We start from the raw sequence: 23,611 nt of genomic DNA, 5'->3' as shown, positions 1-23,611 counted from the left end.
CTCGAAACGAGATCGCTCGTTCGTTATCGAACGCAATGACTGAGCCATCACTTCCCCGAGTGCGCGTTGCGTTTCGCGCCGTCGACGGGTATGCGCTGCAGGGCACCTATTTCCCGGCAGCGGCCGATAGCCGTTCACCCGTGCTCGTCTGTCCTGCAACCGGGTTGCGTCAGTCTTTCTATTTTGCGTTCGCGGAGTGGCTGCGCGATAGCGGCCATCCGACGTTCGTATTCGATTACCGGGGGATCGGCGCATCGCTCGACGAGAGGCACGTCCGCCATTCGCGCGCCCGCAAACAGGATTGGGGGCAACTGGACATGCCCGCTGCGCTCGATTGGCTCCTCGACGAAACCCGAGCAAGCGATGCGCACCTGATCGGACATAGCGCGGGTGCGCAACTGGTCGGCCTGATGCCGAACCACGCATCGGTTCGCTCGCTGTGTGCGATATCCGCCTCCTCCGGTTACGTCGGCAACATCGGGTGGCCGACGCGAATCGCCGCGTCATGGTTGGTGCATCTTTATGTACCGGTTTTTGCACGCCTGTTCGGCTATGTGCCAGCCAGAGCACTCGGTTGGGGCGACGATCTGCCGGCGCAGGTCGGGCTGCAATGGGCGCGATGGTGTCGCCGCCCCGGATACGTCGCGAACGAGTTCGGGCGCGGCGTCACACACCATTACTACGGCGAATTCTGCGCGCCGATCACGGTCGTCGCGGCAGTCGACGATCCGCTTGCAACGCCGGCCAATATAGAAGACTGGCTGCGATGGTTGCCGCGCGCCAGAAGCCATATCCACTTCATCAGTCCGGAAAACTGCGAAGGCCGAGCAATCGGTCACGTCGGCATGTTTCGCCGCAGCCATTCATCGCTGTGGCCGGAACTCGCCGCAGGATTGCAACGTTGAGGATTCCGGCGTCGCACGGGTGTATGGCGGGCGCTCGATTCGAATCGGACCCGCATGAATTGCCACGCGTGGAGAGATCAACTTGTCGCCGAGCGAGCGCTGCAGCAACTGGTCGACACGCTGGTGTGCGAGCGGCCTCGGCGCAGGCAGAAGCTCGAAGCGGGATCGCAAAGTGGAAGAAAGCGCCCGACGCATCATGCGAAAAATCGACGCGTAACGCATGGAGCCATGGTTCGATGCGACCTGCGGCACAGGCGATCTGTGTAACGGCGGCGACGAAGGAAATGACGTAAAGGTTATCCGCGACCACTCATCGCAAACCTTCACGAACCCGTTCGAAATGAAAAAAGCCCGCGACTTCCGCGGGCTTTTCCTGGTTACCGTGACACTGCACGAAACAGCGTCTGTTGATGCGTCAGACGTTGAACAGGAAGTTCATCACATCCCCGTCGTGCACGACGTATTCCTTCCCTTCCGCGCGCATCTTCCCGGCTTCCTTCGCACCTTGTTCGCCCTTGTACGCGACGAAGTCGTCGAATGCGATCGTCTGCGCGCGAATGAAGCCGCGCTCGAAGTCGGTGTGAATCACGCCGGCCGCTTGCGGCGCCGTGTCGCCGATATGGATCGTCCACGCGCGCACTTCCTTCACGCCGGCGGTGAAGTAGGTCTGCAGGCCGAGCAGCTTGAAGCCCGCGCGGATCACGCGGTCGAGGCCCGGCTCTTCCATGCCCATGTCGGCGAGGAACGCTTCCTTGTCCGCATCGTCGAGATCGGCGATTTCCGCCTCGATCGCCGCGCACACCGCGACCACCGGCGAGTTCTCGCTTTCCGCATACTTGCGCACCACGTCGAGGTGCGGGTTGTTCTCGAAGCCGTCGTCCTTCACGTTCGCGACGTACATCGCCGGCTTCGCGGTGATCAGGCAGAACGGCTTGAGCAGCGCCTGCTCGTCGTCCGACAGATCGAGGCCGCGCACGGCCTTGCCCTGGTCGAGGTGCGCGCGCACCTTCTCGAGCACCGCGGCGAGCTTCACCGCTTCCTTGTCGTTGCCGGACTTCGCGGCCTTCGAGTAGCGCGTGAGCGCCTTCTCGACGGTGCCGAGGTCGGCGAGCGCGAGTTCGGTGTTGATCACTTCGATGTCGTCGATCGGGCTGACCTTGCCGGCGACGTGGATGACGTTGTCGTCCTCGAAGCAGCGCACGACGTGCGTGATCGCATCGGTTTCGCGGATGTTCGCGAGGAACTGGTTGCCGAGGCCTTCACCCTTGCTCGCGCCCGCGACGAGGCCCGCGATGTCGACGAATTCGACGACGGCCGGCACGATGCGCTCGGGGTTGATGATCTCGGCGAGCGCCTTCAGGCGCGTGTCAGGCACTTCGACGATGCCGACGTTCGGCTCGATCGTGCAGAACGGGTAGTTCTCGGCGGCGATGCCGGCCTTGGTCAGCGCATTGAACAGGGTGGACTTGCCGACGTTGGGCAAGCCGACGATGCCGCATTTGAGACTCATGGAATCCTTCGGACGGGTGGAGCGGCGCGGCCGGACAAGGCACGGCGGCGCGGGAAAATAGGGACGGCCGGCGCGCGGGGCGCGGCGGGCCGACGTTCAAAGGCGCTATTGTACCGTGCCGACGCCCCGGTTTCCGGCCTTCACCCGAACGCCCGATGCGACGGGCCGCCGCGCTGCCGGACCCGCCTGCGATTCTGCTGATTTCCCGCAAAGTCCGGCCGCGTAAGGGATTGGCCCCACGGCTATAATGCCCGCCATGACTGCCCACCACACCTTCGACGTCGCCGTGGTCGGCGGCGGGCTCGTCGGCAAGACGGCCGCGCTCGCACTGACCCAGTCCGGCTACAAGACCGCCTTGCTCGCCCAGCCGGCCACGCCGCGCCCCGCCGATCTCGCGTTCGACATCCGCATCTACGCGCTGTCGTCCAGCTCGCAGGCATTGCTGGAGCGGCTGCGGGTCTGGCAGGCGCTCGACCATGGCCGGCTCGCGCCGGTCTACGACATGCGCGTGTACGGCGACGCGCACGCGGAACTGCATTTCTCCGCGTACCAGGCCTCCGTGCCGCAACTGGCCTGGATCGCCGAATCGTCGCTGATCGAGACGTCGCTCGACGCGGCGCTGCGGTTTCAGCCGAACCTCACGTGGTTCGACGCGCGTGCACAGGGCTTCGACGTGCGCGACGACGCGGCCGTGCTCACGCTGTCGTCGGGCCAGGTGCTCGAAGCGGACCTCGTGGTCGGCGCGGACGGCGCGCATTCGTGGGTGCGTTCTCAAATGGGGGCCAGGGTCGAGCGGCGCGATTACCGGCAGACGGGCGTCGTCGCGAACTTCAAGGCGTCGCTGCCGCACCGCGAGACGGCCTGTCAGTGGTTTCACGAAGGCGAGATCATTGCGTTGCTGCCGCTGCCGGACGGTCACGTATCGCTCGTGTGGTCCGCGCACACAGCGCATGCGGACGAACTGCTCGCGCTCGATCCCGCGCAGCTCGCGGCGGAAGTCGAGCGCGTGTCGCACGGCCAGGTCGGCACGCTCGAATGCGTGACGCCGGCGGCCGGCTTCCCGCTCGCGCTGCAGACGGTCGACAAGCTGATCGCCCCGCGCGTCGCGCTGGTCGGCGATGCCGCGCACCTGATCCATCCGCTCGCGGGGCAGGGGATGAACCTCGGGCTGCGCGACGTCGCGGCACTCGCCGATGCGATCGCGAACAAGGAGAGCTTCCGCAACCTCGGCGACACGGTGCTGCTGCGCCGCTACGAGCGCTCGCGCCGCGAGGACATCCGCGCACTGATGGTCGCGACCGACGGGCTGCAGCGGCTGTTCGCGGTTCCGGGCTCGTTCGCGAAGGCGGTCCGCAACGCGGGCATGGCGTTCGTCGGCGCGCAACCGCTCGTGAAGCGCTGGCTCGTGTCGGCCGCGCTCGGCTGAGCGAACCTTCGCGCCCTCGGCCTGTCGGACTCGGTTCCGTTACGGCGTACACTGTGACGTGCACTCCGATTGAGCTGAAGGAACGACAGGATGAAAAAAACGATCCGCATCGCATCGCTGGCGCTGGCCGTCACGATGGCGACGCTCGGCTGTACCGCGCAGGCCGACCAGACCACCGACAAGCTGAAAGCCACGCTGCAAGCGCGTCTCGGCAACGACGCGCCGATCAAGAGCGTGTCGAAGTCGCCCGTCGCGGGCCTGTACGAAGTGAACCTCGGCACGCAGATCATCTATAGCGATGCAGCCGGCGACTACGTGCTGCTCGGCGATCTCGTCGACACCAAGACGCACAAGAACCTGACCGACGCGCGCCTGTCCGACCTCAACAAGATCGACTTCGCGAGCCTGCCGCTCGCGAACGCGATCAAGGTCGTCAAGGGCAACGGCGCCCGCAAGATCGCGGTGTTCTCCGATCCGAACTGCCCGTACTGCAAGCGCCTCGAGACGACGCTGCAGTCGGTCGACAACGTGACCGTCTACACGTTCCTGTATCCGGTGCTGTCGCCCGATTCGACCACGAAGTCGAAGGCGATCTGGTGCGCGACCGACCGCGCGAAATCCTGGGAGGGCTGGATGCTCGACCATCGCGTGCCGACCGGCGCCGGCGCCTGCGATACGACCGCGCTCGACAAGAACCTCGCGCTCGGCCGCGGGATGAACGTCACCGGCACGCCGACGATCTTCCTGCCCGACGGCCGCCGCCTGCCGGGCGCGGTGTCGGCCGACCAGCTGAACCAGGCGCTCGCGTCGAGCAAGTAACCGGCGACACGCCGGGCCGCACGGCCCGGCCAGCGAGGGGCGCCCGCGATCTCTGCCGGCGCCTCTCTTCGTTTCCGCCGCCGTATTCCGTCTGATTTCCCGTCCGATTTTCGACCGATTGCCACGATGACCCAGCCGATCCGCTATTCGATTGCCCCGAAAGATCTTGCCGCGCACCTGTTCGAAGTGACGGTGACGGTCACCGATCCCGATCCCGAAGGCCAGCGCTTCTCGCTGCCGGTATGGATTCCGGGCAGCTACCTCGTGCGCGAGTTCGCGCGCAACATCGTGACGCTCGCCGCGTTCAACGACGCGGGCCGCAAGGTGCGGATCGCGAAAACCGACAAGAACACGTGGCAGGCCGCGCCGGTGAACGGCGCGCTGACGTTGCGCTATGACGTGTACGCATGGGACCTGTCGGTCCGCTCCGCGTATCTCGACGACTCGGGCGGCTTCTTCAACGCCACGGCCGTGTTCCTGAGCGCCGCCGGCCGCGAGGATGCGCCATGCGAGGTCGACATCGCGAAACCGGCGGGCCCGGCGTTTCGCACGTGGCGCGTCGGCACGTCGTTGCCCGAGGCACGCGGGACCAGGCGCTACGGGTTCGGCGCGTATCGCGCAGCGAACTACGACGAGCTCGCCGACCATCCGGTGACGATCGGCGAATTCGCGCTGGCGACGTTCGACGCGCACGGTGTGCCGCACGACATCGTGATCGCCGGGCGCGTGACGCAGCTCGACATGGAGCGGCTGCGCACCGACCTGAAGCGCGTGTGCGAAGCGCAGATCGCGCTGTTCGAACCGAAATCGAAGCAGGCGCCGATGGACCGCTACGTGTTCATGACGCTCGCGGTCAGCGACGGCTACGGCGGCCTCGAGCACCGTGCGTCGACCGCGCTGATCTGCAACCGCACCGACCTGCCGGTGAAGGGCCGGTCGGAAACGACGGAAGGCTATCGTACTTACCTCGGCCTTTGCAGCCACGAGTATTTCCATACGTGGAACGTGAAGCGCATCAAACCGGCCGCGTTCGTGCCGTACGACCTCGCGCGCGAAAACTACACGTCGCTGCTGTGGCTGTTCGAAGGCTTCACGTCGTATTACGACGACCTGATGCTGGTGCGCAGCGGACTGATGTCGCAGGACGAATATTTCGCGGCGCTCGGCCGTACCGTCGGCGGCGTGCTGCGCGGTACGGGGCGCCTGAAGCAGAGCGTCGCGGACAGCTCGTTCGACGCGTGGATCAAGTACTACCGTCAGGACGAGAACGCGACCAACGCGATCGTCAGCTATTACACGAAGGGTTCGCTCGTCGCGCTTGCGTTCGATCTCGCGATCCGCGCGCAGACGCGCAACCGCAAGTCGCTCGACGACGTGATGCGTCTGCTGTGGCAACGCTACGGCCGCGAGTTCTATCGCGGCAAGCAGGCGGGTGTCGAGGAAAACGAGGTCGACACGCTGATCGAGGAAGCGACGGGCGTGGCGCTCGGCCGGCTGTTCGCCGACGCCGTGCACGGCACGCGCGACCTGCCGCTCGCCGACCTGCTCGCGCCGTTCGGCGTGACGCTCACGCCGGAGGTTGCAGCGGGTGCGACCGCGAAGCCGACCATCGGCGCGCGGCTGCGCGGCGGCGCGGACTGCACGCTGGCGGCGGTCTACGAAGGCGGCGGCGCGCATCGCGCGGGGCTGTCGGCGGGCGACACGCTGATCGCGCTCGACGGGCTGCGCGTCACCGGCACGAACCTCGACATGCTGCTCGCGCGTTACCGGCCGGGCGACAAGGTCGAGGTGCACGTATTCCGCCGCGACGAGCTGCGGACCGCGAAACTGAAACTGGACGGGCCGGAAATCGCGCGCTACCGGCTCGCGGCCGCCGCGAAACCGGCTGCCGCGCAGAAGGCCCGCGAAGCCTGGCTGAAGGGCTGAGCATGCACGGGCGGGTTTCGGGGCGCGATCATGGATTGTTCTGTTGCTGCAACAATCCGTCGCCCTGAACCCGCTTTTTCGCGGCCATGCGGCCACGCACAATGGCGTCACTCGCGCTACCGAAGCGCAACCAAACCGGAGCCTGACATGACGACCATTCTGCAAATCAATTCCGCGGCGCGCTCGCAAGGTGCGCAATCCACGCTGCTGGCCAACGAACTGACGGCAAAGCTGCAACAATCGAACCCCGGTTCGAAGGTCGTGGTTCGCGACCTGCTGGCCGACGCGCTGCCGCACCTCGATGAATCGGTGCTCGGCGCATTCTTCACGCCGGCCGACCAGCGCAGCGCGGAACAGAATGCGATCGTCGCGAAGAGCGATGCGCTGATCGCCGAACTGCAAGCCGCCGACATCATCGTGATCGGCGCACCGATGTACAACTTCGGCGTGTCGTCGCAACTGAAGACGTATTTCGACTGGATCGCCCGCGCAGGCGTCACGTTCCGCTACACCGAGAACGGTCCGGAAGGCCTGATCAAGGGCAAGAAGGTTCACGTGGTGACGGCCCGCGGCGGCAAGTACCTGGGTACGCCGAACGACAGCCAGACGCCGTACCTGCGCTCGTTCCTCGGCTTCATCGGCCTGACCGACGTGAACTTCATCCACGCTGAAGGCCTGAACCTCGGGCCGGATGCGCAGAGCGCCGCGCTCGCCAGCGCACGCGAAGCGATCGCTGCCGTCTGAGGCCGACGCGGGTGCGCTGCACCCGCTGCGTCCGACGGATGAAAAAAACGCCGCGTCCCGAAAGGGACGCGGCGTTTTTGCTTGATGCGGACGAAAGCGAAACGTGAAGCGCTAAATGCGCAACGCGGTTACGCAAGCGTTTCGGCCACCTCCGGCAGGCGCCAGTCGATCGGCTCGCGCCCCGCGTCGGCCAGGTAGTCGTTCGCGAGCGCGAAGTGGCGGCAACCGAGGAAGCCGCGGTGAGCGGACAGCGGCGACGGATGCGGCGCCTCGAGCACGCAGTGCGCGTTCGCGTCGAACAGCGCGCGCTTGGCCTGCGCATGCGCGCCCCACAGCATGAACACGAGGCCGCGATGGCGGTTGGCGAGTTCGCGGATCAGCGTGTCCGTGCATTGCTCCCAGCCGCGCTTCGCGTGGCTCGCGGCCGCACCGCGCTCGACCGTCAGGACGGTGTTGAGCAGCAGCACGCCCTGGCGCGCCCAGGTATCGAGGCAGCCGTGACGCGGCGTGTCGTGGCCGAAATTCGCGGCGATCTCCTTGAAGATGTTGCGCAGCGACGGCGGCGTGCGCACGGCCGGCGGCACCGAGAACGCGAGGCCGTGCGCCTGCGGCGTGCCGCGGTCGTCGCCGTGGTACGGGTCCTGGCCGAGGATCACGATCTTCACGTCGTCCGGGCTCGTCAGGCGCAGCGCGCGGAACACGTCGGTCGGGTAGACCGTCTTGCCGGCCGCGCGTTCGTCGTCGACGAAGCGGCACAGCGGCGCATACGCGTCGCTGTCGGTGAAGGGTTTCAGCACGTCGCGCCAGACGGCCGGCAGCGCGTCGAATTGCGCGGCGAGGTGCGGGACATCCGCGACAACAGGGGCGGCGGGAGTGCCGGGAGCGTCGGCGGCAGCGGGCTGCGGCCCGGCGGAAACCGGCGCGGCGGCCGCGGCCTTCTTTGCGGGCTTGCGCCCGGCTGCGGCCGGCGCAGGCGCCGGGGCGGGAACATCGTCCTGCGCCGTTTCCGGCACGGGATCATCGAACAGCGACGCCTGCTGCGGCGTGCGGAGAGTCTTGCGGGTTGCCATGCGTGATGCGGGTTTATTGCGCGCGCAGCCGGTAGCCGCGTTGCGCCTTGCTGATGTTTTCGGGGGCGAGGCCCGGCAGCGCTTGCTGCAGTTCGGCGGCGAGTGTCGCGAGCGCCGCTTCCGGGCCGTCGATCAGTTCGAGTTCGATTTCGCTGATCGGTTCGCGGCGCGTATCGTGTTCCGCCTGGACGACGATCTCGCCGACGTCCACCGCGGCCTCGACGGTTGCGCCGCCGATTGCGATGCGCCACAGCGTACGCGAAAAATCCGTCCGGAACAGTGCGTGCAGCGCGGGCGCCGCATCGCGCAGCGCGCCGGCAGCCTCCGGCACGTCGCACGCGGTGACCAGCGCATCGATTTCGAGCGCATCGCCGGCGACGGGCAATTCCCATTCATGGCGGCGATGCAGGCCGGCTTCCGCGCTGCCGACCGTCTTGAAGGTCTGCAGCCAGCCGTGCGGCGTGCGGCGCACGCGCACCGCGCTCTTCGAGCGCGCCAGCGCGAGGTCGGGCGTGTCGTAGTAGACGTTCGCCAGCGCGATCACGTTACCGGTTTCGCCGGTCAGCGTCTCGAAAAAGCGCCGCGCCGCATCGGCCTGGCCGGCCGGCAGTGCGAGCTTGATTTCCTTTTCGATCGCCATCAGAAGAACATCCGCGCCAGTTCCTCGCCCGGCTGGTCGGCGCGCATGAACGCTTCGCCGACGAGGAACGCGTTCACGTTCGCCGCGCGCATCGTGTCGACGTCGGTGCGCGACAGGATGCCCGACTCGGTCACGACCATGCGGTCCGGCGGAATCATGTCGAGCATGTCGAGCGTGGTCTGGATCGTCGTCTCGAACGTGCGCAGGTTGCGGTTGTTGATGCCGAGCAGCGGCGTCTTCAGCGTCAGCGCCTGTTCCATCTCGTCGCGGTCGTGAACTTCGACCAGCACCGCGAGGCCGAGCGAGTGCGCGTACGCCTCGAGGTCCTGCATCAGCGGCGTGTCGAGCGCGGCCGCGATCAGCAGGATCGCGTCGGCACCCATCGCGCGCGCCTCGAGGATCTGGTACGCGTCGACGATGAAGTCCTTGCGCAGCACCGGCAGCGTGCACGCCGCACGCGCTTCCTCGAGATAGCGGACGCTGCCCTGGAAGAATTGCTCGTCGGTCAGCACCGACAGGCACGCCGCGCCGTGGGCCGCATACGAGCGCGCGATGTCGGCCGGCACGAAATGCTCGCGCAGCACGCCCTTCGACGGGCTCGCCTTCTTCACTTCGGCGATTACCGCCGCCTGGCCCGCTGCCTGCTTCGCGCGCAGTGCACCGACGAAGTCGCGCAGGTCGCGCGCCGATGCGTCCAGTTTCAGTGCCTCGAGCGGCGTGCTGCGCATGGCCGCCGCGACTTCTTCGCGCTTGACGGCGATGATTCGGTCGAGAATGTCGCTCATGTGGGTTCCTGCTTGATTCGTAAAGGGAGTCAGCGCTTGAACTGCTGCGTGAAGCGCACGAGTTCGTCGACCTTCGCGCGTGCCTTGCCGCTCGCGATCGCTTCGCGGGCGAGCTGGATGCCGTCGGCGATCGATTCGGCGATATTGGCTGCGTAGAGCGCGGTGCCCGCGTTCAGCGTGACGATCTCGCGTGCGACACCCGGCTGGTTGTCCAGCGCGCCGAGCAGCATCGTGCGCGATTCCTCGGCATTTTCCACCTTCAGCGTGCGGTTCGATACCATCTGCAGGCCGAAGTCCTCCGGATGGATCTCGTATTCGTGCACCTTGCCGTCGCGCAATTCGCCGACGAGCGTCGCGGCGCCCAGCGATACTTCATCCATCCCGTCCTTGCCGTACACGACCAGCACGTGCTGCGCGCCGAGGCGCTGCATCACGCGCACCTGGATGCCGACGAGGTCGGGGTGGAACACGCCCATCAGCTGGTTCGGCGCGCCGGCCGGATTGGTCAGCGGGCCGAGAATGTTGAAGATCGTCCGCACGCCGAGCTCGCGGCGCACGGCCGCGATGTTCTTCATCGCCGGATGATGGTTCGGCGCGAACATGAAGCCCATGCCGGTTTCGGCGATCGATGCGGCAACCTGGTCGGGCTGCAGGTCGATGTTCACGCCGAGCGCCTCGAGCACGTCGGCGCTGCCGGACTTGCTCGACACGCCGCGGTTGCCGTGCTTCGCGACCTTCGCGCCGGCCGCCGCCGTGATGAACATCGACGCGGTCGAGATGTTGAACGTGTGCGCGCCGTCGCCGCCCGTGCCGACGATGTCGACGAAGTTCGAGTTGTCCTGCACTTCGACGTGGTTCGCGAATTCGCGCATCACGGTCGCGGCGGCGGCGATCTCGCCGATCGTCTCCTTCTTCACGCGCAGCCCGGTGATGATCGCGGCCGCCATCACGGGCGACATGTCGCCGCGCATGATGAGCCGCATCAGGTGCAGCATTTCGTCGTGGAAGATCTCGCGGTGCTCGATCGTGCGTTGCAGCGCTTCCTGCGGGGTAATCGTCATCGTGCGTCTCCCGTCAGGCTGCCGGCGCGGCCGCGCGGGCCGCTGCGCGATTCTGCTTCAGGAAATTCTCGAGCAGCGCATGGCCGTGCTCGGAGAGGATCGATTCCGGGTGGAACTGCACGCCTTCGACCGGCAGCGTCTTGTGGCGCACGCCCATGATCTCGCCGTCGTCGGTCCACGCGGACACCTCGAGGCAGTCGGGCAGCGATTCGCGTTCGATCGCGAGCGAGTGGTAGCGCGTGACGTCGAAATGCTTCGGCAGGTCGGCGAACACGCCGCGGCAGTCGGTTTCGATCCGGCTCACCTTGCCGTGCATGATGGTCTTCGCGCGCACGACGCGGCCGCCGAATGCTTCGCCGATCGCCTGGTGGCCGAGGCAGACGCCGAGGATCGGCTTCTTGCCCGCGAATTCGCGCAGCACGTCGAGCGTGATGCCCGCGTGCTGCGGATTGCTCGGGCCGGGCGACAGGCAGATGGCGGCGGGGTTCAGGCGCGCGATGTCGTCGAGCGTGATTTCGTCGTTGCGATAGGTGTGCACGTCCTCGCCCAGTTCGCCGAAGTACTGGACCAGGTTGTAGGTGAACGAATCGTAGTTGTCGATCATGAGCAGCATGGTCAGTCTCCGGTCAGAAGTCGCTATCGAGGCCGTCCTGGACCTGTTCGGCCGCACGCAGCACCGCGCGCGCCTTGTTCTCGGTCTCTTGCCATTCGGATTCGGGCACCGAGTCCGCGACGACGCCGGCTGCCGCTTGCACATACAGGTTGCCGTTGTGGATCAGGCCCGTGCGGATCGCGATCGCGAGATCCATCTCGCCCGAGAACGACAGGTAGCCGACGGCGCCGCCGTACAGCCCGCGCTTGATCGGCTCGAGCTCGTCGATCAGTTCCATCGCGCGCACCTTCGGCGCGCCGGACAGCGTGCCGGCCGGGAACGTCGCGCGCAGCACGTCGTAGTTCGTCATGCCGGGCTTCAGCTTGCCTTCGACCGAGCTGACGATGTGCTGCACGTGCGAGTACTTTTCGATCACCATTTTGTCGGTCACCTGCACCGAGCCGATTTCCGCGATGCGGCCGACGTCGTTGCGCGCGAGGTCGATCAGCATCACGTGCTCGGCGATTTCCTTCGGATCGTTCAGCAGTTCGGTCGCGAGTTCCGCATCGCGCTCGGGCGTGTTGCCGCGCGGACGCGTGCCGGCGAGCGGACGGATCGTGACGATCTGGTCTTCGCCGCGCTTTTCCTGGCGCACCAGGATTTCCGGCGATGCGCCGACCACGTGGAAATCGCCGAAGTTGTAGTAGTACATGTACGGCGACGGATTCAGCGAACGCAGCGCGCGATACAGCGACAGCGGATTGTCGCGATACGGCTTCGTCAGACGCTGGCCGACCTGGATCTGCATCAGTTCGCCGGCCGCGATGTATTCCTTCGCCTGGCGCACGGCGGCCAGATAGTCTTCCTTCTTGAACTCGCGGAACGTCTCGGTGCGCACACTCGCCGACGTGACGGGCGGCTGCACGGTCGTGCGCAGGCGCTGCTTCAGCTCGCGCAGGCGCTGCTTGGCCTTCGTATAGGCTTCCGGCTGGGCCGGGTCCGCATAGATGATCAGATAGAGCTTGCCGGCGAGGTTGTCGATCACCGCGACTTCTTCGGTGAGCAGCAGCTGGATGTCGGGCAGGCCGAGATCGTCGCGCGGCGCGGTGTTCGCGAGCTTCTTCTCGATGTAGCGCACCGCGTCGTAACCGAAATAGCCGGCGAGGCCACCGCAGAAGCGCGGCAGGCCCGGGCGCTGCGCCACCTTGAAGCGCGCCTGGAACGACTCGATGAATTCGAACGGGTCGCCGTCGTGCGTCTCGACGACCTGGCCGCCGCGCACCACTTCGGACACGCCGTTGCGGGTGCGCACCAGCGTGCGGGCGGGCAGGCCGATGAACGAATAGCGGCCGAAGCGTTCGCCGCCGACCACCGACTCGAGCAGGAACGAGTTGGCGCCCGCGCGTTCAGGCTGGGCCAGCTTCAGGTAGAGGGACAGCGGCGTTTCGAGGTCGGCGAGCGCTTCCGCGATCAGCGGGATGCGGTTGTAGCCTTCGTTCGCAAGCGATTGGAATTCGAGTTCGGTCATGTTCCGGTCCTGTTCGGGACGAGCGGCGGCGTGCGCCAGGGATCACTTGACGCTGCGCGGGCTGCCGTCGGCGAAAGGGCGGTCGATCGAGAAGTGCCTGTTGCCGGCCGGCACGCCGGGCGTGAACGTCGCGAGCCTGCGGCCGGTCCTGAACGCAAGCGTTCGGACGCGGTAGAACTCGAGGTGGTGCGACGATCGGCGCGCGGCTGCGCAGCGAGATAAAAAACGGCGCTGAAGACGTGCCTCAGCGTACCTCATCGAAGAGGTTAGCGCGACCAGCGACGCCAGGGCCAGGCTCCCCGGTCGATGCTGCTCAGACTCCGTTTTTTATTCAGAAACATGCGGATGGAAGAAATAATCAGAGGGTTGGCCGGCCGGCGTTGTGCGCGGTGATCGCGCGGGCTGCGACCAGCAACGAATCGACTATACCATCCGAATTTATCGTTTGTATAGCTTTGCCGTGGTTGTAGCCGTATGGCACCGTCAGCGTCGCCATCCCGGCCGCGCGGCCCGCCAGCGCGTCGTTTTCCGAGTCGCCGATCGCGACCGCCGCGTCCGGCGCGACGCCGAGCGCTTCGCACGCCGTCAGCATCGGCAGCGGATCGGGCTTCTTGCGCGCGACGCTGTCGCCGCCGAGCACGATGCCGAAGCGATCGATCAGCCCGTATTGCTCGAGCAGCTCGACCGCGAAGCGGTGCGGCTTGTTCGTCACGCATGCGAGCCGGATGCCGGCCGTGCGCAACGCATCGAGGCCGGTTGCGACGTCCGGATAGAGACGCGTGTGGCGGCCGTTGACCTTCGCGTACTCGGTCTGGTAGATCGCGAGCGCGTCGTCGAAGCGCGCGTGCGCTTCGTCGGGCGTGAAGCGCGGCTTCAGCACGCTCTGGATCAGATGCTCGGAGCCCTTGCCGACGTAGCCGATCACCTCGTCGCGCGACGTGGCCGGCGCGCCGAGCTGCGCGAGCATTCCGTTCAGCCCGGCCGTGAAATCGTCGGCCGTGTCGACCATCGTGCCGTCGAGGTCGATCAGTGCCGCGTCGATGCGCGGCGTCGCGAAACGGACCGCGCCGTCGGCTGCGGGCCCGGCCAGCGAGGAATCGGCCACGGCGTCAGCTCCGCGCGACGGTGGCGAGCGCGGCACGCATCTCGTCGATCACCGTGCGGTAGTCGGGCTTGCCGAAGATCGCCGAACCCGCGACGAAGGTGTCCGCGCCGGCCGCCGCGATTTCCGCGATGTTGTCGGCCTTCACGCCGCCGTCGACCTCGAGCAGGATCTCGCGGCCGGTGCGCTCGGTGTACGCGTCGATGCGGGCGCGCGCTTCGCGCAGCTTGTTCAGCGTTTCCGGAATGAACGACTGGCCGCCGAAGCCCGGGTTCACCGACATCAGCAGCACGAAGTCGAGGCGGTCCATCACGTGGTCGAGATAGTTCAACGGCGTGGCCGGGTTGAACACGAGGCCGGCCTTGCAGCCGTGATCGCGGATCAGCGACAGCGTACGATCGATGTGGTCCGAGCCTTCCGGGTGAAAGCTGATCAGGTTCGCGCCGGCTTTCGCGAAATCGGGCACGATCCGGTCGACCGGGCGCACCATCAGGTGCACGTCGATCGGCACCTGCACGTGCGGGCGGATCGCCTCGCAGACGAGCGGGCCGATCGTGAGGTTCGGCACATAATGGTTGTCCATCACGTCGAAGTGAATCCAGTCGGCGCCGGCGGCGACCACGTTGCGGACTTCTTCGCCGAGCCGTGCAAAGTCGGCCGACAGGATGCTGGGAGCGATGCGGAATTGAGTCATGACAGGGGAGCGGGGACGCTGCGGCGCAAAACCGCCATTCTACCGTCCGGCGACCCGGTGCGCGGCGACGGGCCGTGCGGATGCGGCCCGATTCCGCATAGAATGCCGAACCAGTGCGGCGCGCCCGCGGCCCGGCCGCTCGAGTCGGCGCGGGCGGTTACCTACAGCGGAAACATCATGAGTCAGTATCAGTTCACCGTTTCGGTGAAAACCAGCTTCTTGCCGGAACAATCCGACCCCGATCGACGTCAATACGCATTCGCGTACACGCTGACCATCCGCAATACCGGGCAGGTCGCGGCCCAGCTGATCGCGCGTCACTGGATCATCACGGACAGCGAAAACCACGTGCAGGAAGTGAAGGGGCTCGGCGTCGTCGGGCACCAGCCGCTGCTGCAGCCGGGCGAACAGTTCGAATACACGAGCTGGGCCGTGATCGCGACGCCGGTCGGCACGATGCGCGGCGCGTACTTTTGCGTGGCGGAGGACGGCGAGCGGTTCGACGCGCCGGTCGACGAGTTTGCGCTGCACATGCCGCGCACGCTGCATTGAGCGTGCGGGCGCTGGTCAGCGCGGCTGGCGGTCGTTGCCGCGGGCGTGCTTCTTCCTGCCCGACGACGTCCACACGACGATGAAGATCAGCAGGGCAAGCGCTACGAAGGCTTCGAGCGCGAAGATGAGCATCGGATATTGGTCGAGAAAATCTGACATGGCGGTTTCCATCAAGAACGGACATTGTATGTGGTTTGGGCCGCGGGCGGCCGGCTGGGTTGCGGCGGTCGCGACGGCGGCGCTGCTTGCCGCGTGCGGCGGCGCGCCGACGCGCACGTCGACGCTCAAGCCGCCGACCGGTGCGGCGATCGTGCCGGGGCAGGTCGCCGCGAAGCGGCTGACGCCTGTCGCATGGCAACAGGTGCCGGGGTGGCAGGACGATTCGCTGATCGGCGCGACGGCCGCGCTGCGGCAGAACTGCGCGCGGCTTGCGCGGCAGCCGGCGTGGCAGCGCGCCTGCGCGGCCGCCGATCGCCTCGACGAACTCGACGTCAGCAGCGCGCGTACCTTCTTCGAAACGTATTTCACGCCGTTTCAGCTGGCGAACACCGACGGCACGCTCGACGGGCTCGTGACCGGCTATTACGAGCCGCTGCTGCATGGCTCCCGCGTGCGTCGCGGTCCTTACCAGTACGCGCTGTACCGCTGGCCGGCCGGCTATCGCGCCGGTGCCGCGCTGCCCGCTCGCGCGCAGCTCGAGCGCGCCGGCATCCTGAACGGCAACGAACTCGTGTGGGTCGACGATCCGATCGAGGCGTTCTTCCTGCAGGTGCAGGGCTCGGGACGCGTGCTGCTCGACGACGGTTCGGTGATGCGGGTGGGTTTCGGCGGCACCAACAACCAGCCGTATCGCTCGATCGGCAAGTGGCTGCTCGATCGCGGCGAGCTGACGCCCGCCCAGGCGACGATGCAGGGCATCAAGGCGTGGGCGAAGGCGAACCCGACTCGCGTGGATGCGTTGCTCGACACGAATCCGCGATTCGTGTTCTTCCGCGACATGCCGACGAAGGAAGATGCACCGCACGGCGGCGCGGACGGCCCGATCGGTGCGCTCGGCGTGCCGCTCACGGCGGAGCGTTCGATCGCGGTCGATCCGTCGTCGATCCCGCTCGGCACGCCGGTGTTCCTGCAGACCACGCGTCCGCTGACGAATACGCCGATGAACCGGCTCGTGTTCGCGCAGGACACGGGTTCCGCGATCAAGGGCGGCGTGCGGGCCGACTATTTCTGGGGGCTCGGCGACGACGCCGGCGACCAGGCCGGACGGATGAAGCAGATCGGCCGGATGTGGCTGCTGTTCCCGAATTCGTGATCCGCGGTGACGCCGGCACGCACGTGTAGCCGGCGCATCGAGACGAGGCAGCCCGACCGGTTTTGGCCGGTCGGGCTGTTTTTTCGAGGGCCGCGCATGATCGCTGTTCCGGAGCGCCCTCGTGCCGTAGCCGGTATCAGCCCTTGCGCTTGTCGATGACGCGTCGCGCCTTGCCGACCGAGCGCTCGATTCCGTTCACGGGCAGCACGTTGATCACGGCCGTCACGCCGATCAGCGACTTGATGTCGTGTGCGAGCGCCTGCCTGGCCGCATGGATCGCCGCCGTGTCGGGGGCGGTTTCGGGACACGGCTCGACGTTGAGCGTCAGCACGTCGAGCGGACCTTCCTTCGTCAGCACGATCTGATAGTGCGGTGCCAGCGCGCGCTGCTTCAGCAGCTGTTCCTCGATCTGCGTCGGGAAGACGTTGACGCCCCGCACGATCATCATGTCGTCCGAGCGCCCGGTGATCTTTTCCATCCGGCGCATCGTGCGCGCGGTGCCGGGCAGCAGGCGCGTGAGGTCGCGCGTGCGGTAGCGGATGATCGGCAGCGCTTCCTTCGTCAGCGACGTGAAGACCAGCTCGCCGAGTTCACCGTCCGGCAGCACTTCGCCGGTTTCGGGGTCGATGATTTCCGGGTAGAAGTAGTCTTCCCAGATGGTCGGGCCGTCCTTGGTCTCGACGCATTCCGACGCGACGCCCGGGCCCATCACTTCGGACAGCCCATAGATGTCGACCGCGTCGATGCCCATCCGCTGCTCGATGGCCACGCGCATGTCGTTGGTCCACGGTTCCGCGCCGAAGATGCCGATGCGCAGCGAACTCTGCGCGGGATCGAGACCCTGGCGCTCGATCTCGTCGGCGATCGACAGCATGTAGCTCGGCGTCACCATGATGATGTCGGGCCGGAAATCCTGGATCAGCTGCACCTGCTTCTCGGTCTGGCCGCCGCCGAACGGGATCACGGTGAGCCCTGCGCGTTCGGCGCCGTAGTGTGCGCCGAGCCCGCCGGTGAACAAACCGTAGCCGTAGCTGACATGAACCTTGTCGCCGCGCCGCGCGCCGGCTGCGCGGATCGAGCGCGCGACGAGATTCGCCCACGTATCGATGTCGCGTGCCGTATAGCCGACGACGGTCGGCTTGCCGGTCGTGCCCGACGACGCGTGAATGCGCGAGATCTGGTCCTGAGGCACCGCGAACATGCCGAACGGGTAGCTGTCGCGCAGGTCGCTCTTGGTCGTGAACGGGAAGCGCGACAGATCCGTGAGTGTCTTCAGGTCGTCGGGATGCACGCCCGCTTCGTCGAATTTGCGGCGATAGACGGGGGAGTGCTCATACGCATGCCGGAGCGACCATTTCAGGCGTTCGAGCTGTAATGCGGTCAGCTCGTCGCGTGAAGCGGTCTCGATCGGCTCGAGCGGTAGCGGGGTAGTCATGCCTGTCTCCAGTGATTGTTATGAGCGAGCCGTGGACGTCAGCGGTCTTCCGGGAGGACCGTGCCCTTGATCTGGGCCGATTTGCCGCGAAACATCGCGACCGTTTCGCCTGTCTGGTTCGTGACGCGGATGTCGTAGACGCCATGCCGGCCGCTGCGTGTCTGCTCGATCGCCTCGGCCGTCAGCAGGTCGTTGCCGTAGACGGGGCGTAGGTATTCGATCGAGCAGCCCGCGGCAACGGTATTCAGGTTGTACGAGTTGCACGCGAACGCGAACGTCGAATCGGCGAGCGTGAAGATGATGCCGCCGTGGCAGGTCTGGTGCCCGTTCAGGAATTCCGGCCGTACGCGCATCTGCAGGCGTGCGTAGCCGGCGCGCACTTCGGCGATTTCCATGCCGAACGCGCGGCTGCAGGCGTCCGCGTCGTACATGGCCCGTGCCGCCGCACGGGCGAGCGCATCGGGGTCGAGCGTGTCGGTGGAGGTGGTCATGTCAACGTCCCTCGAACCGCGGCGCGCGCTTCTCGATGAACGCCTTCACGCCTTCCGCGTAGTCGTACGACTGGCCGAGCTTGCGCTGCAGGTCACGCTCGAGGTCGAGCTGCTGGTCGAGCGTATTCGTGACGCTGTCGCGCATCGACTGCTTGATCGACGCGATCGCGAGCGTCGGTTGCTGCGCGAGCTGGTTGGCAACTTGACGGGCCGACGCGGCGAGCGCATCGTCGTCGACCGCGCGCCAGATCAAGCCCCATTGTTCGGCCTGTTCGGCGCCGAGCTTGTCGCCGGTCAGGGCGAGCCCCAGCGCGCGTGCCATGCCGACGCGTTGCGGCAGGAACCATGTGCCGCCCGAATCGGGCACGAGCCCGATCTTGACGAAGGCCTGGATGAAACTGCTCGAGCGCGCGGCGAACACGATGTCGCAGGCGAGCGCGAGATTTGCGCCGGCGCCGGCCGCCGTGCCGTTGACGGCGGCGATCACCGGAATCGGCATGCGTTGCAGGCGGCGGATCAGTGGATTGAAATGCTCGTCGATCAGCGTGCCGAGGTCGGTGGACGCGCCCGGCGTGAAGTCGAGGTCGGCCAGGTCCTGGCCTGCGCAGAAGCCGCGCCCCGCACCCGTCAGGATCAGCGCACGCGCGCCGGCCGTTTCTACTTCATCGAGTGCCGACTGCAGTTCGCGGTGCATTGTCCGCGTGAAGCTGTTCAGCTTGTCCGGACGGTTGAGGGTGATCGTGGCCACGTGGGCAGCCTGATCGATATCCAGCTGGATCGCCTGATATGACATGCAGTGTCTCCTTCATGACTTCGTTATAGGCGCGCGGTGCGTCGGTTACACGCGTTCGATGGCGATCGCGATGCCCTGGCCGACGCCGATGCACATCGTACAGAGCGCAAAGCGGCCGCCCGTACGCTCGAGTTGATGAAGTGCCGTGGTCACGAGCCGGGCGCCCGATGCGCCGAGCGGGTGGCCGAGCGCGATCGCGCCGCCGTTCGGGTTCACGCGCGGATCGTCGTCGGCGACGCCGAGCATGCGCAGCACCGCGAGACCCTGCGACGCGAATGCCTCGTTCAGCTCGATCACGTCGAACTGATCGATCGTCATCCCGAGCTGGCGCAACAGTTTCTGCGTGGCCGGCGCCGGGCCGATGCCCATCACGCGCGGCTCGACGCCGGCGGTCGCCATGCCGACGACGCGCGCACGGCGGCGCAGCCCGTATTGATCGGCGGCTTCCGCGTTGGCGAGCAGCAGTGCGCATGCGCCGTCGTTGACGCCCGACGCGTTGCCGGCCGTCACCGAGCCGTCCGGGCGCACGACGCCCTTCAGCTTCGCGAGCGCTTCGAGCGACGTTTCGCGCGGATGCTCGTCGACGGATACGACGAGCGCGTCGCCTTTCTTCTGCGGAATCGTCACCGGGACGATTTCCTCGGCGAGCGTGCCGTCCCGCTGCGCGCGCGCAGCTTTCTGCTGGCTGCGCAGCGCGAACAGGTCCTGGTCGGCGCGGCTGATGTCGTAGTCGACCGCGACGTTCTCGGCCGTCTCCGGCATCGAATCGACGCCGTATTGCTGTTTCATCAGCGGATTGACGAAACGCCAGCCGATCGTCGTGTCGAAAATGGCGGCCTGGCGCGCGAACGCGCTGGCGGCCTTGCCCATCACGAACGGCGCACGCGTCATGCTTTCGACGCCGCCCGCGATCATCAAGCGTGCCTCGCCCGCCTTGATCGTGCGCGCGGCGGTGCCGACGGCGTCCATGCCCGAGCCGCACAGCCGGTTCAGCGTCGTGCCCGGCACGGCGGTCGGCAGGCCCGCGAGCAGCGCGGACATGCGCGCGACGTTGCGGTTGTCCTCGCCGGCCTGGTTCGCGCAGCCGTAGATCACGTCGTCGATTGCCGACCAGTCGACGTTACGGTTGCGCTCGATCAGCGCCTTGAGCGGCACCGCGCCGAGATCGTCGGCACGAACGTCTTTCAGGGCGCCGCCGTAGCGGCCGATGGGGGTGCGAATCGCGTCGCAGATGTAGGCGTCGGTCATGGGTGTGTCGATGTGCAACGAACCCGCCGGGTGGCGGATTCGTTCATGGTAGAGAACGTGACGGCGTTTGCACGTCAGCCATTCGGGTTATGCCGTCTGGCCGGCTTCCGCGGGCACTGCCTTCGGCGCAACATGGACGCGGCTTTGCACCACGCGGAACCGGTTGGCGACGAACGCCGGGTCGGCCAGCGCCGCGTTGGCGGCCGGGTTCGCGCCGGTGCCGTGGAAGTCGGAGAAGGCGGCCGACTGGTTGACGAACACGCCGCCCGTCAGGTTGATCGACAGCGCGACGCCGCCACGCACCGCCGCATCGTGCGCAGCGTCGAGGACCTTGTCGTCGGTACTGTAGACGGACAGCGTCAATGCGCCATGTTCCGCGGCGATTTCGCCGGCGAGATCGAGCGACTGCGCGGTCGAGTCGGTCGCGATCACGAACGAGATCGGGCCGAACCATTCCTGCGTGAACTTCGCGCGGTCGGCCACGTCGAGTTGCAGCACGAGCGGTGTGCGCACGCGAGCGTCGGCGAACGCCGGGTGCTGGAGCGTCTGGCTGTCGGCGAGCACGCGGCCGAGCTTGCGCGCGTCGTCGATGCGCGCGGTCACGCCGTCGTTCTGGATCGCGCCGATCAGTTCGACCGAGCGCGCCGGGTCGCCGGTCAGCTTCTGCACGGAGACGGCGATGGCCTGCGCGACTTCGTCGAAGCTCGCATGACCGTCTGCCGTCCGGATGCCGTCGCGCGGCACATAGATGTTCTGCGGTGCCGTGCACATCTGGCCGGAGTACAGCGCCAGCGAGAACGCGATGTTCTTGGCCGCGGCCTTCAGGTCGTCGGTCGAGTCGATCACGATCTGGTTGACGCCTGCCTTCTCGGTATACACCTGTGCCTGATGGGCATTGCGTTCGAGCCACGTGCCGTTTTGCGTGCTGCCCGTGAAGTCGATCAGCTTGATTTCAGGACGCAGTGCGAGGTCCTGCACAAGGGCGCCGTCGTTCGGCTCGGTCGCGAGGAGCGTGACGACGTTCGGATCGAAGCCGGCTTCGCGCAGCACGTCGCGGGCGATGCGGACCGTGATCGCGAGCGGCAGGATCGCGCCCGGATGGGGTTTGACGATCACCGTGTTGCCGGTCGCCAGGTCGGCGAACAGGCCCGGATAGCCGTTCCAGGTCGGGAACGTGCAGCAGCCGAGCACGAGGCCGGTGCCGCGCGGGACGATCGTATAGCGCTTGTGCATCGCGAGCGGCGGGTTCTTGCCTTGCGGCTTTTCCCAGTGCGCATCGGCGGGGATGCGACGCAACTCGTCCCATGCGTAGGCGACCGCTTCGAGTGCTCGATCCTGCGCGTGCGGGCCGCCGGCCTGGAACGCCATCATGAACGCCTGGCCCGTCGTGTGCATCACGCTGTAGGCAATCTCGAAGCTCGCGCGATTCAGTCGCGCGAGGATTTCCAGGCTGACGCCGATCCAGGCGCTCGGGCCGGCTTCGCGCCATGCACGCTGGGCCGCGGCGGCTGCGGCAATCAGTTCGTCGGGCGTCGATTTCGGGTAGCGGATGCCCAGCGCGACCCCGTACGGCGACTGCTCCGCGCCGACGGTTCCGCCGGACGCCGGCTGGTCGAGCACGAACGTGTTGCCGAGGTGTGCCTTGAACGCCGCTTCGCCATCGGCGTTCGCGCTTTCCCCGTACACTTTGGGACTCGGCATTTCCGCGAACGGGCTCCAGTACCCGCGGCTCTCGATGGCGGCGAGGGCGTGTTTCAGCGTGTCTTCGTGCTTCGTGAACAGTGCATGGGTCATGACGGCGGCCTGATGGACGTTGAGAAGGGTTGGATCGATTAATTAACCGACCGGTTGGTCGGAGAATGGTAGCATCAAACTATTCGCATGTGCGAGGCGTTTCTCATTTCATTGATCGAGGAGAAATAGATGTCTTACGAGAACATCCTGGTGGAGACCCGGGGGCGAGTCGGGCTGGTCACGCTGAATCGTCCGAAGGCGCTGAATGCGCTGAACGATGCGTTGATGGATGAATTGGGCGCTGCGCTGAAAGCGTTCGACGCGGACGACGAGATCGGCGCAATCGTCGTGACGGGGAGCGAGAAGGCGTTCGCGGCCGGGGCCGACATCGGCATGATGGCGACCTATTCCTATATGGATGTTTACCGCGGCGACTACATCACCCGTAACTGGGAGACCGTCCGCGAGATCCGCAAGCCGATCATCGCTGCCGTGGCGGGCTTCGCGCTCGGCGGTGGCTGCGAACTCGCGATGATGTGCGACATCATCTTCGCGGCGGAAACGGCCAAGTTCGGTCAACCCGAGATCAAGCTGGGCGTGATGCCTGGCGCAGGCGGTACGCAGCGCCTGCCGCGCGCTGTCTCGAAGGCGAAGGCCATGGACATGTGCCTGACCGCACGTTTCATGGATGCAGCCGAGGCGGAGCGGGCCGGGCTGGTGTCGCGTGTGCTGCCTGCCGACAAGCTGCTCGACGAGGCGATTGCCGCTGCGACGACGATCGCCGAGTTTTCTCTGCCGGCGGTCATGATGGTCAAGGAGTCGGTGAACCGCGCATACGAGACGACGCTGGCCGAGGGCGTCCATTTCGAGCGTCGACTGTTCCACTCGTTGTTCGCGACCGAAGATCAGAAGGAAGGGATGGCGGCATTCGTCGAGAAGCGGAAACCGGTATTCAAGAACCGTTGATTCGCCGGCGGCCGGGTGGAGCTTGGCGAGCGACGGGTGTCGGTCGCCGCCATGATCGCCTGGTGCAACGAACCCCAAGCCCCCGTGCGCGGCAGCGCACGGGGGCTTTTCAAAATATTTTCACAAAGGGGGTTGCGCAGACGAGGGCGGGTGCTTAGAATCACGCCTCTTTCGCGCTAACGGAAACGCAGCGCGGGAGAAGAAGGGAAGCGGTGCTGTCGGGCGGGTCGTAGCGGCCTCGGCGGTGCAGGAAGTTGAACCCCAGCCGTCGCAACGAA

At 66.6% G+C, this 23,611-nt stretch carries 22 protein-coding genes; 8 read left to right on the top strand and 14 right to left on the bottom strand.

Annotated features, from left to right (window positions below; all coding sequences use genetic code 11):
* Window positions 1-35: 35 nt before the first annotated feature.
* The gene (locus PL79_RS30035) at window positions 36-905 is read left to right on the top strand and encodes an alpha/beta hydrolase family protein (RefSeq protein WP_044845886.1); all 870 of its coding nucleotides are present in this window, start codon (window positions 36-38) and stop codon (window positions 903-905) included.
* 415 nt (window positions 906-1,320) lie between these two features.
* Here the strand turns inward: PL79_RS30035 and ychF are convergent, their stop codons facing one another.
* Window positions 1,321-2,415, bottom strand: a complete 1,095-nt coding sequence (gene ychF, locus PL79_RS30025; protein ID WP_044845885.1) for a redox-regulated ATPase YchF — start codon at window positions 2,413-2,415, stop codon at window positions 1,321-1,323.
* A gap of 247 nt (window positions 2,416-2,662) precedes the next feature.
* Between ychF and PL79_RS30020 the strand changes: the two genes are divergently transcribed.
* The 4 genes from PL79_RS30020 (at window position 2,663) to PL79_RS30005 (ending at window position 7,330) form a co-directional block, all read left to right on the top strand.
* Complete coding sequence (locus PL79_RS30020; protein WP_044845884.1) at window positions 2,663-3,841, top strand: UbiH/UbiF family hydroxylase; 1,179 nt, start codon at window positions 2,663-2,665, stop codon at window positions 3,839-3,841.
* Window positions 3,842-3,931: 90 nt separating this feature from the next.
* Window positions 3,932-4,660: a DsbC family protein gene (locus PL79_RS30015; RefSeq protein WP_044845883.1), complete on the top strand. Its 729-nt coding sequence runs from the start codon at window positions 3,932-3,934 to the stop codon at window positions 4,658-4,660.
* A 126-nt stretch (window positions 4,661-4,786) separates the two neighbouring features.
* Complete coding sequence (locus tag PL79_RS30010; RefSeq protein WP_044845882.1) at window positions 4,787-6,586, top strand: M61 family metallopeptidase; 1,800 nt, start codon at window positions 4,787-4,789, stop codon at window positions 6,584-6,586.
* A gap of 147 nt (window positions 6,587-6,733) precedes the next feature.
* Window positions 6,734-7,330 carry an FMN-dependent NADH-azoreductase gene (locus tag PL79_RS30005; protein ID WP_044845881.1) on the top strand — a complete coding sequence of 199 codons (597 nt, stop codon included), beginning with the start codon at window positions 6,734-6,736 and terminating at the stop codon, window positions 7,328-7,330.
* Between the two features lie 128 nt (window positions 7,331-7,458).
* Here the strand turns inward: PL79_RS30005 and PL79_RS30000 are convergent, their stop codons facing one another.
* The 8 genes from PL79_RS30000 to rpe all read right to left on the bottom strand — a co-directional run bounded on the left by PL79_RS30000 (window position 7,459) and on the right by rpe (window position 14,802).
* Window positions 7,459-8,400 (bottom strand): uracil-DNA glycosylase, encoded by a 942-nt coding sequence (locus PL79_RS30000; protein WP_044845880.1) that lies wholly within the window; start codon window positions 8,398-8,400, stop codon window positions 7,459-7,461.
* Window positions 8,401-8,413: 13 nt separating this feature from the next.
* Window positions 8,414-9,040 carry a CYTH domain-containing protein gene (locus PL79_RS29995; protein ID WP_044845879.1) on the bottom strand — a complete coding sequence of 209 codons (627 nt, stop codon included), beginning with the start codon at window positions 9,038-9,040 and terminating at the stop codon, window positions 8,414-8,416.
* Complete coding sequence (gene trpC, locus PL79_RS29990) at window positions 9,040-9,825, bottom strand: indole-3-glycerol phosphate synthase TrpC (protein ID WP_044845878.1); 786 nt, start codon at window positions 9,823-9,825, stop codon at window positions 9,040-9,042. The genes PL79_RS29995 and trpC overlap by 1 nt, the downstream gene beginning before the upstream one ends.
* A 29-nt stretch (window positions 9,826-9,854) precedes the next feature.
* Window positions 9,855-10,886 carry an anthranilate phosphoribosyltransferase gene (gene trpD, locus PL79_RS29985; protein WP_039318793.1) on the bottom strand — a complete coding sequence of 344 codons (1,032 nt, stop codon included), beginning with the start codon at window positions 10,884-10,886 and terminating at the stop codon, window positions 9,855-9,857.
* Window positions 10,887-10,899: 13 nt separating this feature from the next.
* A complete protein-coding gene (locus PL79_RS29980) occupies window positions 10,900-11,499 on the bottom strand; it encodes an aminodeoxychorismate/anthranilate synthase component II (protein WP_044845877.1) in 600 nt (199 codons plus the stop codon).
* A 13-nt stretch (window positions 11,500-11,512) separates the two neighbouring features.
* Complete coding sequence (trpE, locus tag PL79_RS29975) at window positions 11,513-13,006, bottom strand: anthranilate synthase component I (RefSeq protein WP_044845876.1); 1,494 nt, start codon at window positions 13,004-13,006, stop codon at window positions 11,513-11,515.
* A gap of 358 nt (window positions 13,007-13,364) precedes the next feature.
* A complete protein-coding gene (locus tag PL79_RS29970; RefSeq protein WP_044845995.1) occupies window positions 13,365-14,111 on the bottom strand; it encodes a phosphoglycolate phosphatase in 747 nt (248 codons plus the stop codon).
* 4 nt (window positions 14,112-14,115) lie between these two features.
* Window positions 14,116-14,802, bottom strand: coding sequence for a ribulose-phosphate 3-epimerase (rpe, locus tag PL79_RS29965; protein WP_044845875.1), 687 nt, complete (start codon window positions 14,800-14,802; stop codon window positions 14,116-14,118).
* 177 nt (window positions 14,803-14,979) lie between these two features.
* Here rpe and apaG point away from each other — a divergent pair, with 177 nt between their 5' ends.
* Entirely contained in the window at window positions 14,980-15,354 is a 375-nt protein-coding gene (gene apaG / locus PL79_RS29960) for a Co2+/Mg2+ efflux protein ApaG (protein WP_044845994.1), read from the top strand.
* A 79-nt stretch (window positions 15,355-15,433) separates the two neighbouring features.
* Complete coding sequence (mltA, locus tag PL79_RS29955) at window positions 15,434-16,666, top strand: murein transglycosylase A (RefSeq protein WP_044845993.1); 1,233 nt, start codon at window positions 15,434-15,436, stop codon at window positions 16,664-16,666.
* Window positions 16,667-16,802: 136 nt separating this feature from the next.
* Here the strand turns inward: mltA and paaK are convergent, their stop codons facing one another.
* The 5 genes from paaK to paaN all read right to left on the bottom strand — a co-directional run bounded on the left by paaK (window position 16,803) and on the right by paaN (window position 22,427).
* Window positions 16,803-18,101, bottom strand: a complete 1,299-nt coding sequence (paaK, locus tag PL79_RS29950) for a phenylacetate--CoA ligase PaaK (RefSeq protein ID WP_044845874.1) — start codon at window positions 18,099-18,101, stop codon at window positions 16,803-16,805.
* Window positions 18,102-18,139: 38 nt separating this feature from the next.
* The gene (gene paaI / locus PL79_RS29945; RefSeq protein ID WP_044845873.1) at window positions 18,140-18,592 is read right to left on the bottom strand and encodes a hydroxyphenylacetyl-CoA thioesterase PaaI; all 453 of its coding nucleotides are present in this window, start codon (window positions 18,590-18,592) and stop codon (window positions 18,140-18,142) included.
* Between the two features lies 1 nt (window position 18,593).
* Entirely contained in the window at window positions 18,594-19,385 is a 792-nt protein-coding gene (gene paaG / locus PL79_RS29940) for a 2-(1,2-epoxy-1,2-dihydrophenyl)acetyl-CoA isomerase PaaG (RefSeq protein ID WP_044845872.1), read from the bottom strand.
* Window positions 19,386-19,430: 45 nt separating this feature from the next.
* Window positions 19,431-20,633, bottom strand: a complete 1,203-nt coding sequence (gene pcaF / locus PL79_RS29935; RefSeq protein WP_044845871.1) for a 3-oxoadipyl-CoA thiolase — start codon at window positions 20,631-20,633, stop codon at window positions 19,431-19,433.
* A gap of 87 nt (window positions 20,634-20,720) precedes the next feature.
* A complete protein-coding gene (paaN, locus tag PL79_RS29930) occupies window positions 20,721-22,427 on the bottom strand; it encodes a phenylacetic acid degradation protein PaaN (RefSeq protein ID WP_044845870.1) in 1,707 nt (568 codons plus the stop codon).
* A 129-nt stretch (window positions 22,428-22,556) separates the two neighbouring features.
* On the opposite strand from paaN, the gene PL79_RS29925 reads away from it, so the two are divergent.
* Entirely contained in the window at window positions 22,557-23,333 is a 777-nt protein-coding gene (locus PL79_RS29925; protein ID WP_044845869.1) for an enoyl-CoA hydratase, read from the top strand.
* The last annotated feature ends 278 nt before the right edge of the window (window positions 23,334-23,611 follow it).

Origin of the sequence: Burkholderia sp. USMB20 (assembly GCF_000949135.2) — a bacterium.
GTDB lineage: Bacteria > Pseudomonadota > Gammaproteobacteria > Burkholderiales > Burkholderiaceae > Burkholderia.
This window is presented reverse-complemented; position numbering and strand designations above follow the sequence as displayed.

Excerpts from the sequence above, each read along its gene's own strand:
- PL79_RS30035 (WP_044845886.1), top strand. The coding sequence starts at position 36 with ATGACTGAGCCATCACTTCCCCGAGTGCGCGTTGCGTTTCGCGCCGTC.
- ychF (WP_044845885.1), bottom strand. The coding sequence starts at position 2,415 with ATGAGTCTCAAATGCGGCATCGTCGGCTTGCCCAACGTCGGCAAGTCC.
- PL79_RS30020 (WP_044845884.1), top strand. The coding sequence starts at position 2,663 with ATGCCCGCCATGACTGCCCACCACACCTTCGACGTCGCCGTGGTCGGC.
- PL79_RS30015 (WP_044845883.1), top strand. The coding sequence starts at position 3,932 with ATGAAAAAAACGATCCGCATCGCATCGCTGGCGCTGGCCGTCACGATG.
- PL79_RS30010 (WP_044845882.1), top strand. The coding sequence starts at position 4,787 with ATGACCCAGCCGATCCGCTATTCGATTGCCCCGAAAGATCTTGCCGCG.
- PL79_RS30005 (WP_044845881.1), top strand. The coding sequence starts at position 6,734 with ATGACGACCATTCTGCAAATCAATTCCGCGGCGCGCTCGCAAGGTGCG.
- PL79_RS30000 (WP_044845880.1), bottom strand. The coding sequence starts at position 8,400 with ATGGCAACCCGCAAGACTCTCCGCACGCCGCAGCAGGCGTCGCTGTTC.
- PL79_RS29995 (WP_044845879.1), bottom strand. The coding sequence starts at position 9,040 with ATGGCGATCGAAAAGGAAATCAAGCTCGCACTGCCGGCCGGCCAGGCC.
- trpC (WP_044845878.1), bottom strand. The coding sequence starts at position 9,825 with ATGAGCGACATTCTCGACCGAATCATCGCCGTCAAGCGCGAAGAAGTC.
- trpD (WP_039318793.1), bottom strand. The coding sequence starts at position 10,886 with ATGACGATTACCCCGCAGGAAGCGCTGCAACGCACGATCGAGCACCGC.
- PL79_RS29980 (WP_044845877.1), bottom strand. The coding sequence starts at position 11,499 with ATGCTGCTCATGATCGACAACTACGATTCGTTCACCTACAACCTGGTC.
- trpE (WP_044845876.1), bottom strand. The coding sequence starts at position 13,006 with ATGACCGAACTCGAATTCCAATCGCTTGCGAACGAAGGCTACAACCGC.
- rpe (WP_044845875.1), bottom strand. The coding sequence starts at position 14,802 with ATGACTCAATTCCGCATCGCTCCCAGCATCCTGTCGGCCGACTTTGCA.
- apaG (WP_044845994.1), top strand. The coding sequence starts at position 14,980 with ATGAGTCAGTATCAGTTCACCGTTTCGGTGAAAACCAGCTTCTTGCCG.
- mltA (WP_044845993.1), top strand. The coding sequence starts at position 15,434 with ATGAAGATCAGCAGGGCAAGCGCTACGAAGGCTTCGAGCGCGAAGATG.
- paaK (WP_044845874.1), bottom strand. The coding sequence starts at position 18,101 with ATGACTACCCCGCTACCGCTCGAGCCGATCGAGACCGCTTCACGCGAC.
- paaI (WP_044845873.1), bottom strand. The coding sequence starts at position 18,592 with ATGACCACCTCCACCGACACGCTCGACCCCGATGCGCTCGCCCGTGCG.
- paaG (WP_044845872.1), bottom strand. The coding sequence starts at position 19,385 with ATGTCATATCAGGCGATCCAGCTGGATATCGATCAGGCTGCCCACGTG.
- pcaF (WP_044845871.1), bottom strand. The coding sequence starts at position 20,633 with ATGACCGACGCCTACATCTGCGACGCGATTCGCACCCCCATCGGCCGC.
- paaN (WP_044845870.1), bottom strand. The coding sequence starts at position 22,427 with ATGACCCATGCACTGTTCACGAAGCACGAAGACACGCTGAAACACGCC.
- PL79_RS29925 (WP_044845869.1), top strand. The coding sequence starts at position 22,557 with ATGTCTTACGAGAACATCCTGGTGGAGACCCGGGGGCGAGTCGGGCTG.